Origin of the sequence: Terribacillus saccharophilus, from assembly GCF_000725365.1 — a bacterium.
GTDB lineage: Bacteria > Bacillota > Bacilli > Bacillales > Amphibacillaceae > Terribacillus > Terribacillus saccharophilus.
This window is the reverse complement of sequence record NZ_CP008876.1, coordinates 2751718-2765550: the sequence shown is the minus strand read 5'-3', so window position 1 is coordinate 2765550 and position 13833 is coordinate 2751718. Positions and strand designations below refer to the sequence as shown.

Here is a 13833-nt window from a genome sequence, read left to right as displayed (position 1 = left end):
ATCATGATGTTTCCAATTTTCTATGCTTTCAGCATCTCTTTCATGAATGGCGGAGAAGTTATGAGCGGACAGCTTCTTCCTAGCAGTCTATCATTGAATAATTACTTAGAGGTATTTCAAAAAGTGCCGCTGCTAACCTATTTGCTCAATAGTTTCGTCACATCTGCCATCGTAATGATTGGACAGCTGCTAGTCAGCAGTTTAGCTGCCTTTGCCTTTGTTTTCATGAAGTTCAAAGGTAGGGACTTCGTCTTCTTCCTGTTTATTTCAACCATGATGATACCTTGGGAAGCGACGATGGTACCGAATTTCATGACAATACAAAGTCTAGGTTGGACAAACAGCTATCTCGGATTGACAATCCCGTTTTTTGCTTTGGCATTCGGAACCTTTCTATTACGCCAGCATTTCAAGACAATCCCACAGGAGCTCTATGAAGCTTCTCAGGTAGCTGGTATTTCCAGATTACGTTTCTTCTGGAATGTCATCCTGCCTGTCAGCAGGTCCAGCTTAATCACCTTAGGTATTTACAGCTTTTTGACCAATTGGAACATGTATCTTTGGCCGCTGTTGGTCACAAATACAGAATCGGCAAGAACCGTCCAGATCGGGCTTAAGCAGCTGCAAACACAAGAAATCGCATCCGATTGGGGTATCGTCATGGCCGGTGTCGTCATCGTAATCCTGCCTACGCTGCTGCTATTGTTCGCCGGACAGAAAAAACTGCAAAAAGGTCTCACACAAGGTGCAATCAAATAAAATTGAAAGAGGTTATATGATGAAAAGACTATTAGCTGGTTTATCTGTTTTATTTGTACTGTTCCTTACCGCTTGTTCTAGTACAGATTCTGCGAGTGGTACAACTGAGGATGGCAAGACAGAAATCATCTTCTGGCATGCTATGGGCGGAGAACTAGAAGCAAGTGTCAATGCAATCGTCGACGAATACAATAGTTCACAGGATAAATATACTGTAAAACCGGTTTACCAAGGTTCATATGAGGAATCTTTAACAAAATTGAATACTGTTGCGGGTACTGCAGATGCTCCGGCAGTTACACAGATTTTTGAAGCAGGTACAAAGCAAATGATAGACAGTGGAAATATTCAGCCGGTACAGAAATTCATCGATGAAGAAAACTACGATACATCACAATGGGAAGAAAATATTTCCTCTTATTATCAAGTGGATGGCGAGCAGTATTCTATGCCATTTAACTCCTCCACTCCTGTGCTTGCCTATAATAAGGATGCATTCGAGGAAGCTGGACTTGATCCTGAACAAGCGCCACGCACTTACAGCGAGCTGAAAGAAGCTGCAGAAAAGCTAACGATTAAAGAAGGAGATAAAACGTCACAATATGGCCTTTCCATTTTGAATTATGGCTGGTTCTTTGAGGAATTGCTTGCCACACAGGGCGGTATGTTCGTCGATAATGAAAATGGACGCGAAGGCGAAGCAACAAAAGCTTCATTCAACGATGAAAAAGGTCAGAAGGTATTTGAATTGATCAGTGATATGTACGAGGAAGGAACTTTTTATAACAGCGGTCAAAATTGGGATGATATGCGGGCATCCTTCCAAACTGGCACGATGGCAATGATGCTTGATTCCTCTGCCGGTATTAAAGGACTCGTTGATAATGCCGATTTCGAGGTTGGCGTAGCTTACTTGCCACACCCAGATGATGTTGATCCACAAGGCGTCATCATCGGAGGAGCTTCCCTTTGGATGGCGAAGGATATAGAAGAGAATCAGCAGCAAGCTGCTTGGGACTTTATGAAATACTTGTCAACAGCAGAAGTACAGGCAAAATGGCATGTTGAATCTGGTTATTTTGCCATTAACCCAGCTGCTTATGAAGAAGATATCGTAAAACAGGAATGGGAAAAATATCCGCAGTTAAAAGTAACTGTTGACCAACTGCATGATACAGTGCCTAGTACAGCAACACAAGGTGCTTTGATTTCCATCTTCCCAGAAGCACGTCAGCAGATTGTGACTGGCATGGAGAGTCTATACCAAGGTGAAGATCCAAAAGCTGCATTAGATAAAGCAGCTGCCGAAGTGGACACTGTCCTTGAAAAAGGCAGTCGCAGCAGATAATGAAAACGTGAGAGCAATATGCTCTCACGTTTTTTTAATACGAAGCTCTTCCAGAACGCTTCGCTTTGCGTTTATTGATAATTTTCTTAACGATAGGATAGACAACAGGTCCATACTTAATCGCTTTTCGAATAAGGTTTTTCATGTTGAAACGCCTCCATTCTTTTGTTTGTGTATCCCCTGTATTAACTATGCTTAAACATGCGCCAAGGAAAAGGCGATGAACATCCCTACTGCTGTTACAATCCCTACAGCTGGACCTCCCTCTTCATATGCCTCTGGTGCCATAGTGGATGCCACCATAGCAATAATTGCTCCCCCTGCAAATGAATTAAGAATCGCTCTTGTACTAGCGCTAGTATCCTGAAGTAATACAGCACCAATAAGTGCACTCAAAGCAGATATTACGATTACGGCTATCCACATAATGATGATTCGTTTTCGACTATAACCGCTGCTTTGCATCCCTGAAGTACTTGAAAGACCTTCTGGAAAGTTACTAATAAAAATGGATACGATCAAAGCAGTACTAGCACCTCCCCCGCTTGCCAAACTCAAGCCGATCATGGCTGATTCCGGTATCGCATCCATTACTGTTCCTGCGAATATTGCTAGTCCTGATCCTTTCTCATCTTTATTATGTGTCTTGTGCAGACTACTGCTTTTGCGATTTTTTCCTCCGCTGCGAGATATAACGATATCCAATATAGTAAAAATAACTGCTCCTCCAAGAAATCCTATCGCCTCTTCCTGCAAGCCGCCGCTGATTTCATATGCTTCCTCCAATAGTTCATAGGAAGTAGAACCAATCAGCGCCCCTGTACCTAAGGCCATGATAAAACCAATAATCCGCTTCTTTACAGGAACAAGCATTAATACAGCTGCACCAATTAAACTGGCAGATCCAGCGATGCCTCCCCATAAAATAGCTTCCCACATATGCATCTTCCTTTCTGTTTCATGTAGAGCCATTGCCATAATAGAAAGAAATTAAACATGTGTGAAGTTTCCTATATAAAGAAAAGAAGACCGTTTAAACGGTCTTCTTTCATGCAGCTGCTTGCTGTGGTTCATTTTTTTTCAGCAGACTGGAAAACACTGCTGCCAGAACTTGTTGAAACAGCATTCCTATTACAACTGGGATAGCGACAGGCGCTGGGAAGAAACTCACAGCAAGGACCACACCTGCACTGATATTCCGCATTCCACCAATAAAAGTTACACTGACAATCTCGGTTCTATCGTAACGAAATAATTTACCGAGCAGCCAGCTTAACAGATAGCCGGTAAATGATAAACAGAATACGAGCAATACAATCCCTATTACTGTCATATCCATCCCGTTCAAGTGAGGGGCCACTACGGAAGCATTAATGGAAACAACAGCAATGAGACCTATTTTCGAGAAAGGCGCCAAGTTCTTACTCAATGTGCTCGTGATACTTTTGCTGCAAAGTTGATTGACAAGCATGCCCGCTATGGAAGGTAAGACGATCATCCATAATAAGCCTTCCATCATCGGAAGTATCTCCAGCTGGACATCGCCTCCCACCAAGAGATGCAGAATTAATGGCACTAGCATAGGAGAAAGCAACGTCCCTAAGAGAATAGTCGATAACGTAAGCCCTATATCTCCTTTCTGCATAGCAACCCAGACAAAGGCTGTAATGCCAGTCGGAATGGCTGTCAGCAGCACAAGCCCTGTAATCGTGTTTACATCTCCAGGAAAGAACAAGTGACCAAGACCAAGCGCAATTAAAGGCATGATGAAATGAAGCACAACAAAAGCAAGCAGCATCGGTCCTGGTCTTTTAACAGCATGCAGCAGACTGTTAAAATTAGCTGATAAGCTTCCGGCAAATGTCATACATGCAAATATCCAAGGTACTAATGCCTCACCATGATGCAGGAAATTCGCGAGGAGAAAACCTGCTAGTACGCTCGCAGGGGTCAAAAAAGGCATGTATCTTGCAAGTACACGATTCAATTGATCCATGAAGGATATCCTTCTTTCTAATTTTATATCTCCTTTCAGTATATCAATAATATTCATAGCTGCATGATAAAAACCGCAGTCTTTAAGACTGCGGTTTTCATTATTGTATTTCCATACGCAAGTCGCCGACCTTCGCCCATCCGATTGATTTGATCACATGATAAAGACCAAGTGAAATGATCAGGGGCATGATGACGCCAGTAACTAAGTAGATCAAGAAAGCTTCCCAGCCTTGGCTGGCCAAGATATTAAGCGGGGCAATGAATGAATTCAAACCCAATCCTGCCAGTTCGTAGGAAGTTGTAAACCCTAGAAGTACTGTTGCAATCGGTGCACAAACAACTGCTGCTACAAATGGCGGTATGACGAGCGCTGGATTCTTTATTAAATTAGGGAATTGTACTTTAGGTGTAATGACAAACTGTGCCAGGAAACCACCCAAATCGTTCTGACGGATACTCATGAATGTGAACCCGACAAATTGCGCCGTACAACCGATCAAAGCTGCCGCACTGGATACCGGATCCAGCTGCAATGCAATAGCCAATGCTGCTGAAGACGCCGGTGTCATCAGCAAAATACTCCAAACTAGCGAAATGACAATAGATGCAAGCAGCGGTGAACCAGTAACCGAGTTGGCAATCTGTCCGCTCATCCAAGTTAACATTGGCGTTGTAACTGCAGCGAGTCCCGCACCAGCGATTCCCCCTACAAGTACTGCTGCAAATGGGATAGCCATCATATCAAGCGGCGTCTTCCCTGCTACCCGCTTCCCTACAAATGTTGCAACGACAGCAGCAAGCACAGCACTGATCGGCTGTCCTGAAACCATCGATGTCAGTAAACCGTCATCGCCTACAGTCATTGCAGCTCCGCCGATAGTCGCACTGATCATAGCACTGAAGACAACCAACGTATTACCGCCTAGCTGAACAGCAATTCCTGCTCCTAAGGCTGGCGCTAACAACGCTTTTGCAACAGTACCTACAGCAATTAGTGTCGGCCAATTTAAAAATTCACCAAAAGTCTCCATCAATAAGCCAATACCGAGGGTCACGAGGACTGCATTCGCCATTCCTTGTGATGCTTTGTACATTCGTTCGATAAAGTATTCCTTCATTCTTCTCGCTCCCTCTCCACCAAATAGTTATTAAATTCTGACTATTCAGCATTCCATTCTCTCTTTTTTTATGTAAGGGCGTGACTCCTTACACTTCAGTACATATTAAATGAGTACATATTAGTATTTAGATATACTACCATCATTTTTAGGAGGAAGTAAATATATTTTTTGTAATATTAACAAATTTTCAGTTATTTAACTTTTATAAGTATTTTCTTCCGAATTCTTCTTTTATTTTTACTAGATACCTGTTACTTATAAGCGAAATTTGTCTTATCATGCTAATTGCTTCCTTTATTAGATACTTTCTCCGCATCGAGGTTTCGTTAAGATAATTAGATTTTCTTTTATAGATTCGTCACAGTGCAGAGTTAATAGATGGCACCTCCAAGCACTTCTTCAAGTAATGCTTGGAGGTGTCAATTTTCATTCATGCCGGTTTAGAGAACTTGTCTTGCTCATCCTTTTTTATAATGATGCTTGAAGAATAGAAAGAACATCATCTTTAGTAAGTTTTTTATAGTTTCCAAATCCGCCATACTGCATTTCGCGAACCGCAATTTCAGCGATTTCTTCCAGGCGATCTACCCCAATATTGTAGTCTGCTAAGCGAGACGGCGCTCCGAGACTTGTCCAGAAGGCGCTTAACTTGTTGATTCCTTCAAGAACAATTTCTTTATCATTTCTTCCCTCTGTTTTTATTTCAAACATACTTGTCATCAGTTGCTTCATTCGGTCTGTGTCTTGATCAACTGTATGTCTCATCCAGTTTGGGAATAAAATCGCTAAGCCGCCTGCATGCGGGATGTCATATACAGCTGATAGTGCGTGCTCAATCGTATGTGACGCCCAATCCCCAAAGTATCCCATTTGAAGGGTTCCATTTAATGCCATAGTTCCAGAGTATAAGATTGTTTCACGATGCTCATAGCTTTCAAGGTTTTCAAGCAATTCAGGCGCTGTTTCGATAACTGTTTGTAGTACCGAATAACACATACGATCTTGAAGCTTAGTATTTTTAACGTTATGGAAATATTGTTCAAATACATGACTCATCATATCAACCATTCCATACACTGTTTGGTCACGTGGCACTGTGAACGTATTGACAGGGTCTAAAATTGAGAATTTAGGATGCGTAACTGTACTTCCCCATACATACTTTTCATTAGTTTCCCAGTTTGTAATTACAGAATCCGGATTCATTTCAGAACCTGTTGCTGCTAGTGTTAACACAGTTCCAAAAGGAAGCGCCTGCGTTGCTGTCACTTTTTTGCTGATGATATCCCATACATCGCCATCGTACTCAGCACCTACTGCAATAGCTTTTGTACAATCAATAACACTTCCGCCGCCGACTGCTAGCAGGAAATCGATATGCTCATCTTGGCAAATCTCAATTCCTCTTTTAACTGTTGCTAAGCGCGGGTTCGGTTCTACCCCTGCTAGTTCTGAAACTTTGGCTCCTGCCTCATCCAACAAGCTCAACACTTTATTGTATAACCCGCTTTTCTTAATACTTCCGCCACCATAAACAAGTAAGACATTTTTTCCATAGTCTTTTAGTTCTTCCGGCAGAGCACTAAGCTGATCTTCTCCAAAGATCAATTTAGTGGGATTTTGATAAATAAATTTTTTCATAAAAAGTTAAATCCTTTCCTACTTAAAACATACGCGTACATTTTTAAATTTTAGTGAGTACAGACTGAGAATTATATTCATTCATATGAAATAATTCAAGGACTTCATCCAAATTCTAAATTTTCCTAAAGGATAAATTTTATAAGAACCATTTAAGTCAATTCTGTCTAGAAGGAAATCTGTTCATTTCCCTTGCTGTGCATCTTTGAATACAGTTTTCCTCCTGTTTCCTCCACTATACTTAGTGTTATAAGTTAATCCTATCTTTGTAATGGTTATTTTTTCATGTTAGGATGTTGGTTTATCTGGGTATAACAATAGGTAGCAAAAGTCTGACAAGATCTTTTGCATGACAATTTCAGGAGGTGCCCTCCCATTACGGATTTAATCGAATATTTCACTAGTAATTTTACATTTATACTTGGATATACGTGGGACCATATCAAGCTTGTCGGTTTAGCAATTATTATCGCAATTGTGATCGGTGTCCCATTAGGTATTTATTGCTCCGTCAATAGATACGCTGCCTCCACTATTCTCCAAATTGCTTCTATCATGATGACTATTCCAAGCCTCGCTTTATTTGGAATCATGATTCCAGTTCTTTCACTCATCAACGAAGGAATCGGTACGTTACCGGCTGTCATCGCACTTGTACTCTATTCACAGCTGCCGATCATCCGGAATACGTACACAGCTATCAGTAATGTCGATCCAGACATACGTGATGCGGCAAACGGTATTGGTCTGACTACATTCCAACGCCTCTATAAAGTGGAGCTTCCAAACGCCATGCCTTTAATTATGGCTGGTATTCGTACTGCTACCGTCTTAAATATCGGTGTCGGCGCAATAGCTACGTTAATCGGCGCTGGAGGTCTTGGCGGTATTATCTATCAAGGAATACTTCGTACCAACAACACAATGATTCTGGCAGGTGCAATAGCGGTTGCAGTTTTAGCACTAATTGCTGACTTGTTCTTGCGCTTAATCGAAAATCTATTTACGCCTAAAGGTGTAAAAAAATAATAAGGGTGACATTATGATACATTTTAACGATGTAACAAAGGTATACAACGGAAATGTAAAAGCTATTGAAAATATGAATTTTACAGTCGAAGATGGTGAACTTGTCATCATGTTGGGTCCTTCAGGCTGTGGTAAGACGACTTTGCTTCGAATGGTAAACCAACTGGAAAGCATTACAGACGGCGACATCATGCTCAACGGCAAAAGCGTGCGTCATTCCAACAAAATAGAGATGCGCCGTAATATTGGTTACGTCATTCAATCCAACGGACTATTCCCTAATATGAACATTGAGGACAATGCAATGATTGTCCCTAACCTGCTCGGCTGGGACAGAAAAAAAATGCGTGATCGCTTCAATATGTTGATGGAACTTGTAGGCTTGAATCCTGATGAATATCGAAAACGATACCCACATGAGCTTTCCGGAGGCCAGCAGCAGCGTGTCGGCGTGGCTCGTGCTTTGGCAGCAGATCCACCGGTTATGCTAATGGACGAACCATTCGGTGCACTTGATCCAATCATCCGTACTCACCTTCAGGAGGAATTCCTGCAAATTCAAAAGGAACTAAAGAAAACCATTCTCTTTGTCAGCCATGACATTGACGAAGCAGTCAAAATGGCAGATAAGATTGCACTTCTTAAGGGTGGAAAAATGATGCAATACGCGGAGCCAGCCAGGATGCTTAACAAACCAGCCAACAGCTTTGTTGCAGAGTTTGTCGGTCAGGATCGCGTGCTGAAGAGCATGAGTCTGTATACAGTGAGAGATCTTGCTAATGCACTTACACTAAAACCTGTCATTGAGTCTCCTGATTCTCAGAATATCAACGAAAACCTTTCCTTGCGAGTGGCTATATCGAAGATTCTAAACCAGGAAGCGGATCAATTGATTGTAGAGAACGACAATGGCACGCGCAAAGGAAGTATTACTTTAGACTTGATCGAGCAGTTCTTGCACCGTGAGATCAAGGAGAGCGTCTGAGGGGGCTGTAATCATGGATAGGACAAACAAAACCATCGCCTTGATTATCAAGCTTATCTTCTGGGCACTGCTCATTGCCTTCTTTGTTTGGGCATTCGCCAACAATATGTTCAGTAAAATCTGGGAACAGCCGGATACCTTCCTGCGCTTACTCGGTGAGCATATTACGATTGTACTCCTTTCTGGAGCTGCTGCTGTGCTGCTTGCAGTACCACTAGGCATCTTCGTTACACGGCCTAAGTTCCGTAAATCTGAATGGCTGATTGTAGGCATCGCAAATCTTGGCCAGACAATTCCAAGCTTAGCTGTGCTTGCACTTGCCATGGGCTTCCTAGGTATTGGAATCAGCGCAGCAGTAGTTGCCTTATTCGTCTACTCCCTGCTGCCTATTTTGCAAAATACGATTGCTGGCCTTGATTCCGTTGATGACAACATGAAAGATGCTGCCAAAGGAATGGGACTCACAAATACACAAATACTTTGGAAAATCGAGCTGCCGAATGCACTCACCTCCATTATCGCGGGTGTGCGGACAGCTTTGGTTATCAATATCGGAACCGCAGCGCTTGCTTATCTAATCGGTGCCGGCGGTCTGGGTGTATGGATTTTCACTGGTATCCGTCTCTTCGATAATGCTTTCTTAATGTCTGGAGCCGTTCCTGTCACACTACTTGCTATCCTAATTGACTATCTGTTCAAGTGGCTGCAATTCGCTTTAGTGCCAAAAGGACTCCGACTTGCTAGAAAAGCACAAAATTCGTAAAGAAAGGATACTTGAATTCATGAAAAAACGATTGGCCTTATTTGCCTTATTAGCGGCTTTACTGGTTGTGCTAAGTTCATGTGGTCCAGGCGGGAAAAGTATCACCGTCGGAGCAAAAACCTTCACTGAGCAGCTCGTAATAGCTAAAATGACAGCCTTCATCTTGGAGGATAACGGTTATAATGTTGAAGAAATACAAAATCTCGGCTCCTCTGCTATGCGTCAAGCAATCGAAACCCGCCAGGTCGATATGTCGTGGGAATATGTAGGAACAGCACTTGTCACTTATCTAGATCAAGAGCCGATTGCAGATAAAGATGAAGCAATGCAAAAGGTTCAGGAATTAGATAAGAAAAACGGCATTGCCTGGACAAACTTGACTGATGCTAACAATACTTACGCATTGGTAATGGAACGTGACAAAGCCGATGAGTTAGGTATTGAAACCCTCAGTGATTTGGCAGCTTATGAGAAAGAAAATCCTGACAACCTTCGATTCGGGATGGAGACGGAATTCAGAAACCGTAGAGATGGAATGCCCGGGTTAGAAGAATATTATGGATTTGATGTTCCTGATTCCAATATCCGTGAAATGGAAATCGGTCTATATTACACAGCATTAGGAAATGATGAAATCGACGTCACCCAAGCTTTTGTAACTGATCCTCAGATTAATTCAATGGATCTAAAAATATTGGAAGATGATCAGAAATTTTTCCCTTCCTACAATTATGCTGCTACCATCAATCAGGAAACTTTGGATGAATACCCAGAAATAACAGAATTACTTGAACCACTCCAAAATGCCCTAACAGAAGATTCTTTACGTGAATTGAACTACCAAGTAGATATTGAGCAAAAGAGTGTAGAACGTGTAGCCAAGGACTTCCTCGACGAAAATAACTTATTAAAAGACTAAAAAACGACCCTTATAGGGTCGTTTTTTCTATGTGACTTCGTTACCATATATTTAATACACATAAGGAGATTAGGAAATGCTCTTATCCATATTTATTTTTCTGCTTGCAGGTATTGCTGAAATTGGCGGCGGATACTTGATCTGGATGTGGCTGCGTGATGGCCGTCCAGGTTATCTTGGTTTTCTAGGCGGTATTGCTTTGGTTTTGTACGGAGTGATTGCAACTTTCCAAACCTTCCCATCATTTGGTCGTGTGTATGCAGCATATGGTGGTGTTTTCATTGTATTATCCATTCTGTGGGGATGGTTCATCGACAAGGAAACACCAGATATGTACGACTGGATCGGTGCCGGATTATGTATAGCAGGTGTCGCGGTCATGCTTTGGGCACCGCGACATTAAAAAAGCTGCCAGCTTATGCCGGCAGCTTTCGTTTTATACAGTTGTTGAGCCATCGGAGCTCAGAATATTACGGTACATCGACGGACGACGATCACGGAACAGTCCCCATTCCACACGTTGCATAGCAAGTTCGTCCAAATCGAATGTAGCAGTCAAGATCTCTTCTTCTGTACGTCCTGCTTCCGCAAGCAAGTTCCCTTGCGGTCCAACGATAAAGGAAGAACCGTAAAACGTGATAGAGGAATCCTCATCTGTTTCCACACCAATCCGGTTTGATGCCAAAACAGGCATCAGATTTGTTGCTGCGTGTCCGCGCATGCACATTTGCCAATGATCTTTCGAGTCAACGCTCGCATCCTCCGGCTCAGAACCAATCGCTGTCGGATACAGCAATATTTCCGCTCCCTGAAGTGCCATGCTGCGTGCAGCTTCCGGGAACCACTGATCCCAGCAAATGCCCACGCCTATCTTTCCGAATTTCGTCTCCCACACTTTAAAACCAGTGTCCCCAGGAGTGAAATAATATTTCTCTTCATAACCCGGTCCATCCGGAATATGCGTTTTTCGGTAAATACCAAGTACAGAGCCATCAGCATCGATCATTGCTACTGTATTATAGTTCGCATTGTTCTTTTTCTCATAAAAGCTGATCGGCAGTACTACTCCAAGCTCTCTTGCCACTTGCTTGAAATGCTGTACTGCTTTATTCTGATCCAGTTCTGTTGCAAACGCATAGTAAGCAGGCTTTTCCTTTTGACAGAAGTATGGTGTTTCAAACAACTCCTGCAACAGGATAACATTCGCACCTTGAGCTGCTGCTTGGCGTACAAGCTTCTCAGCGTTCGCGATGTTCTCTTCCACGACACCGGAACACGCCATCTGTGTTGCTGCTAGTGTTACCTTTCTCAATTACTTCACTCCTTTACTGCGGGCATCTGCTGTGTTGTACAATGTACATTTCCGCCCTCTTTGATGATAGCTAGTCCATCAATTGTACGAATTCGGCGATCCGGATACTGCTCTTGGAGCAGCTTGATTGCCCGCTCATCCGTTCCTGCTGCGGTATTACCGAAAACAGGAAGGATAATGCCTTCGTTTACAAAATAGAAATTAATATAACTCAACGTCAGACGTGTGTCGTTCCAAGTAGCCTTCGGCGGCTGCTGGATAGCAATCACTTCGATCTGGCGTCCTTTTGCATCTTTTGTTTCATCCAGAATCCGCAGATTTTCCTGCGTAATCTCGTAGTTTTCATCCTCAGGGTCATCTGTAACCTGCAGCAAAAGTTTACCCGGTGCTGCAAAACAGGCAATATTATCGACATGCCCGTCTGTCTCGTCGCCCGCCACCCCGCGCTTAAGCCAGATAACTTTCTCAATGCCAAGGTATTGACGAAGATAAGCTTCGATATCTTCTTTGGATAAATCAGGATTACGGTTCGGGTTTAAAAGGCATTCCTCGGTAGTGATCAGTGTGCCTTCTCCATCTACATGAATGGATCCGCCTTCTAAAACGAACGGTGCATCCAATTGCTTCACACCCAGGTGGTTCAAGACAGCGGGTGCTACGGCATCATCAAGATCCCAAGGAAAGTATTTTTCTCCCCATGCATTAAAACGCCAGTTCACACCAGCCAGATTGCCAGCTTCATCCCTGACGAATGTCGGACCGTTATCTCGAAGCCATGCATCGTTATGAGAAACCTCAAGTAATGTTACATTCTCATCTTGTCCTACATAAGCAGCTGCAGTATCGCGATCCTTGGCGTTCACTAATACAGTGATCGGCTCGAATTCCGCAATCGCAAGAATTAGTTCTGCATAACCCTTACAAACAGCTTCCCAATCCTCTGGGTAGACCATGGAATCCTTTACAGGCCAGCTGATCAGCGTACGCTCATGTTTCTCCCATTCAGGAGGCATTGTATATGTTAAATGTTTTTCCATTTCGCATCACTCTTTATTATAGATTCTTTAAAACAGACTTTCCGGAATATCATATAACAAAAGCACCTGAACAACAATCAAGAAGAAGGCTTTTTATGATAGATACCAGAAAATAATTGCTCACATTCATATAATGTTTTCTTAAGGGATGGGAAGTCTGATAAACAAAAATATAGACTGCGGATGAACTGTTTAAAATTCGTGCGGATACGCAGGTTCGCTTCGGTTACTTCAGGCCAGAGGGCAATGACTACCGTTGTCTTTTCTTTAATCATGCATCCAACCGTATCCGGAGACAGTCCATTACGTAAGACAGAATGAATCGCTATCGTCATACGCTCGTCCTCTTCATGTGACAAAACATGATACGAAAAAGCCATTTTGTTTATAATCACTTCCGCAAGCTGTCGGCGCTGATCATCAGACAGTTCATCCAATTGAATTAGCTCATCCAATGCATCGGCGGCATGAGCTAATGTATGCGACCATCCGTATGTTTCATCATAACCTTCTCCGGCAGTCTCTTGCCTGATATAAGCAAGAAGTGATTCATGGACTCGCCCCGTCAAAGCCGAAGGAAGAAAGGCTTCCCTTTTATGCCGATATAAAATCGCTGCAATCCACAGTGTTGTAAAACTTCTTGTGTATTTCTCTTCTTTGAATAAAAAACGTTCTGTTAAAAGCTCTTCGAGAATTCGAATCATCAATGCAGGAGGAACCAAACCTTCTGTGATCCAATTTCCTGCTAATCCATAAATCAATCTGTCACGTAAGATTGGATCTGGATCACCAATATACGGCAGCATAGATAATAGCAAATCATCTAAAGGAGCAGCTGTTTCTTCATTATTAACTAGTTCCGCAAGCTTTTGTTTTAAGACTTCTCTTTCCATTCCACCATCCCCCTAACCGTCCAAATTA

The 13833-nt window shown here is 42.6% G+C and carries 14 protein-coding genes; 7 read left to right on the top strand and 7 right to left on the bottom strand.

Annotated features, from left to right (window positions below):
• Window positions 1–3: 3 nt before the first annotated feature.
• Together GZ22_RS13845 and GZ22_RS13840 are read left to right on the top strand one after the other, a co-directional pair.
• The gene (locus GZ22_RS13845; RefSeq protein ID WP_404815042.1) at window positions 4–759 is read left to right on the top strand and encodes a carbohydrate ABC transporter permease; all 756 of its coding nucleotides are present in this window, start codon (window positions 4–6) and stop codon (window positions 757–759) included.
• A gap of 19 nt (window positions 760–778) precedes the next feature.
• Window positions 779–2107: an ABC transporter substrate-binding protein gene (locus GZ22_RS13840; protein ID WP_038563654.1), complete on the top strand. Its 1329-nt coding sequence runs from the start codon at window positions 779–781 to the stop codon at window positions 2105–2107.
• A 195-nt stretch (window positions 2108–2302) separates the two neighbouring features.
• On the opposite strand, the gene GZ22_RS13835 is transcribed toward GZ22_RS13840, so the two are convergent.
• From GZ22_RS13835 to GZ22_RS13820, 4 genes are all read right to left on the bottom strand, one after another.
• Window positions 2303–3046: a ZIP family metal transporter gene (locus GZ22_RS13835; RefSeq protein ID WP_038563651.1), complete on the bottom strand. Its 744-nt coding sequence runs from the start codon at window positions 3044–3046 to the stop codon at window positions 2303–2305.
• A 109-nt stretch (window positions 3047–3155) separates the two neighbouring features.
• Complete coding sequence (locus GZ22_RS13830) at window positions 3156–4103, bottom strand: bile acid:sodium symporter family protein (protein ID WP_038563649.1); 948 nt, start codon at window positions 4101–4103, stop codon at window positions 3156–3158.
• Window positions 4104–4203: 100 nt separating this feature from the next.
• Window positions 4204–5223 (bottom strand): PTS sugar transporter subunit IIC, encoded by a 1020-nt coding sequence (locus GZ22_RS13825; RefSeq protein ID WP_038563646.1) that lies wholly within the window; start codon window positions 5221–5223, stop codon window positions 4204–4206.
• A gap of 471 nt (window positions 5224–5694) precedes the next feature.
• Window positions 5695–6867, bottom strand: a complete 1173-nt coding sequence (locus GZ22_RS13820; RefSeq protein ID WP_038563644.1) for an iron-containing alcohol dehydrogenase — start codon at window positions 6865–6867, stop codon at window positions 5695–5697.
• Between the two features lie 345 nt (window positions 6868–7212).
• On the opposite strand from GZ22_RS13820, the gene GZ22_RS13815 reads away from it, so the two are divergent.
• From GZ22_RS13815 to GZ22_RS13795, 5 genes are all read left to right on the top strand, one after another.
• Window positions 7213–7896, top strand: a complete 684-nt coding sequence (locus tag GZ22_RS13815; RefSeq protein WP_281176658.1) for an ABC transporter permease — start codon at window positions 7213–7215, stop codon at window positions 7894–7896.
• 13 nt (window positions 7897–7909) lie between these two features.
• Window positions 7910–8881: an ABC transporter ATP-binding protein gene (locus tag GZ22_RS13810; protein ID WP_038563640.1), complete on the top strand. Its 972-nt coding sequence runs from the start codon at window positions 7910–7912 to the stop codon at window positions 8879–8881.
• A 13-nt stretch (window positions 8882–8894) separates the two neighbouring features.
• Window positions 8895–9644 (top strand): ABC transporter permease, encoded by a 750-nt coding sequence (locus GZ22_RS13805; RefSeq protein WP_038563637.1) that lies wholly within the window; start codon window positions 8895–8897, stop codon window positions 9642–9644.
• Window positions 9645–9663: 19 nt separating this feature from the next.
• Complete coding sequence (locus tag GZ22_RS13800) at window positions 9664–10563, top strand: glycine betaine ABC transporter substrate-binding protein (RefSeq protein WP_038566109.1); 900 nt, start codon at window positions 9664–9666, stop codon at window positions 10561–10563.
• 76 nt (window positions 10564–10639) lie between these two features.
• Window positions 10640–10966 (top strand): YnfA family protein, encoded by a 327-nt coding sequence (locus tag GZ22_RS13795; protein WP_038563634.1) that lies wholly within the window; start codon window positions 10640–10642, stop codon window positions 10964–10966.
• 33 nt (window positions 10967–10999) lie between these two features.
• Here GZ22_RS13795 and aguB read toward each other — a convergent pair whose 3' ends face one another.
• The 3 genes from aguB to GZ22_RS13780 form a co-directional block, all read right to left on the bottom strand.
• On the bottom strand, window positions 11000–11875 hold the full coding sequence (aguB, locus tag GZ22_RS13790; protein WP_038563632.1) for an N-carbamoylputrescine amidase: 876 nt from the start codon (window positions 11873–11875) through the stop codon (window positions 11000–11002).
• A 5-nt stretch (window positions 11876–11880) separates the two neighbouring features.
• Window positions 11881–12912 carry an agmatine deiminase family protein gene (locus GZ22_RS13785; RefSeq protein ID WP_038563629.1) on the bottom strand — a complete coding sequence of 344 codons (1032 nt, stop codon included), beginning with the start codon at window positions 12910–12912 and terminating at the stop codon, window positions 11881–11883.
• Between the two features lie 77 nt (window positions 12913–12989).
• The gene (locus GZ22_RS13780) at window positions 12990–13805 is read right to left on the bottom strand and encodes a DUF2785 domain-containing protein (RefSeq protein ID WP_038563626.1); all 816 of its coding nucleotides are present in this window, start codon (window positions 13803–13805) and stop codon (window positions 12990–12992) included.
• Window positions 13806–13833 lie beyond the last annotated feature (28 nt).